3 protein-coding genes are annotated in these 3,563 nt (G+C 66.3%); 1 reads left to right on the top strand and 2 read right to left on the bottom strand.

Annotated elements, in window-relative coordinates:
* Positions 1 to 678: TolC family protein (locus G3N93_RS36670; protein WP_206135208.1), on the top strand; the 678-nt coding region annotated here is incomplete at its 5' end.
* Positions 679 to 897: 219 nt separating this feature from the next.
* On the opposite strand, the gene G3N93_RS36675 is transcribed toward G3N93_RS36670, so the two are convergent.
* Positions 898 to 2,112 carry a porin gene (locus G3N93_RS36675; RefSeq protein WP_174935499.1) on the bottom strand — a complete coding sequence of 405 codons (1,215 nt, stop codon included), beginning with the start codon at positions 2,110 to 2,112 and terminating at the stop codon, positions 898 to 900.
* Between the two features lie 490 nt (positions 2,113 to 2,602).
* Positions 2,603 to 3,563, bottom strand: a 961-nt coding sequence (locus tag G3N93_RS36680) for a squalene/phytoene synthase family protein (protein WP_206135209.1), incomplete at its 5' end; no start/stop codon positions are given.

Below are 3,563 nucleotides of genomic sequence, written 5' to 3' on the forward strand. Positions count from 1 at the left end.
CACCGGCTCGCGATCCTGCTCGGCGCGCCGCCGTCCGATGCCGTGCTGCCCGACCTCACGCTCGATGCGCTCGCGCTGCCGCGCACGCTGCCCGTCGCGCTGCCGTCGACGCTCGCACGCGAACGGCCCGACATCCGCGCAGCCGAAGCCGTGCTGCACCAAGCGAGCGCGAACGTCGGCGTGGCCACCGCGAACCTGTATCCGCGCTTGTCGATTTCGGCGGGGATTGGCTCCGAACGCACGCGCATCGCGGATCTCGTGAGCGGACTCAATGTGTGGAATGTCGGCCTTGGACTCACGCAACCGCTCTTTCACGGCGGCGAGTTGCGCGCGAAGAAGCGTGCGGCCGAAGCGGCGTACGACGCGGCGTTCGCGAGTTACCGGGAAACCGTGCTCGAGGCGCTGCAGCAGGTGGCCGATGCGATGCGCGCGGTTGAACACGATGCGGTTGAACTACAGGCGAGGGACACTGCCGCGCAGGAAGCGGCGGCCAGCAACAGGATCGCCGGCGGCCGTTATGCGGCAGGCGGGATCAGCACGTTCGACCTGCTCGACGCGCAGCGGCAGACACTGCAGACGGCGCTCGACCGTACGCGCGCGCAGGCCGACCGGCTTACCGATACGGCGGCGCTGTTTCAGGCGCTGGCGGGGAGCTGGACGGATGTTCCGGCGGAGTGACTGGCCGGACGACATTGGTACGGGCCGGATGCTGCCGTTTGCACGCCGGGCACCGCATGAGCGGAGCGCTTGTCAGGTGCGGCTTTCGTCGTCGCCGCTTCCGGTCGATGCCGGCCGGTGACGGGGCCGGAATACGCTCAGTACCGCAAATAAAAAACCGGCCCGAAGGCCGGTTTTCATACCGCATGCCGGAAGCGGCGCTCGCGCGCCGCGTGGCATTTAGAAGCGGTGGATCATGCCGACGCCGAGGCCGATCTGGTTCTGCTTCGAACCTGCGCCCACGCCGTCGCCGATCGACGTCGTTGCAGCGATGATCTTGCCGCCGTTGAGCGTGTTGCCGCTCGAATGCTGGTAAGCCTCAACTGCGTACAGGCCCGTGCGCTTCGACAGGCTGTAGTACTGCGACAGCGTGACCTGGTGGTACTTGGCCGAGCTGGTGATGCCGTTCGACTGCGTTGCCGCCGTGTACGAGTAGCCCGCTGCGAAGTCCCACTGAGCGGCTGCCTTCCAGTGCAGCACGGCGCCTGCCGTGTTGAAGATGGCCGTGTTGCGGAACGCCGAACCCGTGCCCGGCGTGTACTGGACGTTCGAGTACGATGCCGAAATGTCCCATGCCGGCGTGAACTGGTAGCCCGCCGTCACGGCGATACGCTGCTGCGATTGCGCGGTGGCGTAGCCGTTGTTGATCGACGAGACTGCCGGCTGGTTGCCGTCGCCCGATGCCGTCAGGCCGTTCTGGACCGTCGAGTTCGCGCCCCACACGCCGCCGCCGAGCGTCGCGTTGTTGATCTTCTGGTAGCCGACTGCGATGCCTGCCGGGCCGTTCAGGTACTGGATCGCCGCGCTCCACGTCGAGCCGCGGTTCGTCGCGCCTGCGACGCCGCCGAACGAGTACGAACCGCCGACCGTGACGCCGTAGAACTTCGGCGACATGTAGACGAGCGAGTTGTTCGCGCGGTAGCTGGTATCCAGCGAGTCGATATCGCCCGGGTGCGCGCCGTAGTAGCCGGTCAGCCAGGTCGTCGGGCTGTACGGCGACAGCAGCGTGTAGTACGCGGTGTACTGGCGGCCAGCCGTCAGCGTACCGTACGTGTTGTTGGTCAGGCCGACCCACGCTTGACGCGTGAAGATGCCGTTGGTCCACTGCGACGAGCCGTTAGCCGTGTTGACGCCGGCTTCCAACTGGAAAATCGCCTTCGTGCCGCCGCCGAGATCTTCGCTGCCCTTCAGGCCGAAGCGGCTGCCTGCCCACACGCCAGTGGACATCTGCACCTTCGAGTGACCACCCGTGGTCGCGCCAGTCGCCGACGAGTTGTTCTGGTAAGCCAGACCGTTATCGACGATACCGTACAGGGTCACGCTGCTCTGAGCGTGGGCGGCGGTAGCGGCTGCAAGGCCAGCTGCCGTCATGGCGACAGCGACGCGCTTTTTCATTGATTCTCCGTCCTCAAAGAATGTTTCTTTTGTGGTGTGGTTTTATGACCTGACACATGTGCGAGTACATGTCGGCGCAATTCTGACGGATTACCGATTATTTCCCAACACGCGCAGTCGGTCATCGTATGATCGACGCAACGCACGGGTTCACCAAACGGTTACATAACACCCTGAAACGCTTACGCGGCGGGCCTCCCCGGCATTTCCCGGTGAAAACCCTAGCTTTACATTTTTACGGGTGCAACGCGACCGTCGGATGTCGTCAGATGCCTTCGACAAGTCACATCTTACAAATGCGCGGCCGCGGCAGACGCCACGATTCACGCCGCCGCGAAGGATCGCTGACGTTCATGACACCCACGTTTCGCGACACGAAATAATGAAAACGTTTTTAGTCGACGCGTGGAGGATCGGACGGTGATGGCCCGGCGAACGCGGGCCGAGGGGCGATGCCGGCACCTGTCGCGCCGGCATCGTTCAGTGCGATTCAGCGCGTGGCCGGCGGCACGAGATGCGCGCTCACGGCATCGGCGAGCGCGGTCATGCGCGCGCGAATCGCGGTGTTCGAGCCGACCAGCGCGAGCGACGACGCCATGATCCGGTAGACGCGCTTTCTCGGCACCTTGGCCGGCTTCACCGGATCGAGCCACGCCGCGTGGCCGGCCAGCAGCTCGAGCGTTTCGAGGCCGATCATGATCGGCCACAGGCACGCGAGCCGCAGCCGTACGAAGCGGCGCGGGATCGCCAGCGTATACAGGCACGCGTCGCGATACTGGTCGAGCGTCACACGCAGCAGTTCGACGAGCACGCCGCGCGCGCGCGCCGACGCGTCGGGCGCCATCAGGTCGGCGACGCCGAGCCCGTGCTCACCCAGCACGTCGTCGGGCAGGTAGCAGCGGCCGATGCGCAGATCCTTCCCGCAGTCGCGCAGGATGTTGGTCATCTGCAGCGCCTTGCCGAAACGGATGCCCTTCTCGCACATGTCCGGCAGGTTCCAGCCGCGCGCGGCCGGCGTGTGCATGCGCGTCATGTCGGTCCAGAACTCGCCCACGCAGCCGGCGACGAGATACGTGTAGCGGTCGAGTTCGTCGCGCGTCGGCAGCGACACGACGCGCCCCGACTGCTCGTCGGGGAACGTGCGCAGGTCGAATACCATCCCCGCCGTCAACGTCGCGACGACCTTGCGGATCGATGCGCGGTCGGCGTCCGGCTGCGTGCGCAGCAGCGCGAGCATCGGCTCCATCGAGCCGAGCAGCATGTGTTCGTGCGAATCGGTCTGCATCCGCGTCACGTCCTCGAGTGCACGCGACAGCGCAACGCCGTCGCCGAGCCGCTCGACCTCGTCGCGCAGGTCGGTCAGCAGCGCCGCCCGGCGATCGGGTGCGACGAGCGCCGTGTCGGCGATCGTGTCGGCCGCGCGCGCCAGCAGGTACGCCAGGCCGACCGGG

Source organism: Burkholderia sp. Se-20378, assembly GCF_017104665.1.
Taxonomy (GTDB): Bacteria; Pseudomonadota; Gammaproteobacteria; order Burkholderiales; family Burkholderiaceae; genus Burkholderia; species Burkholderia lata.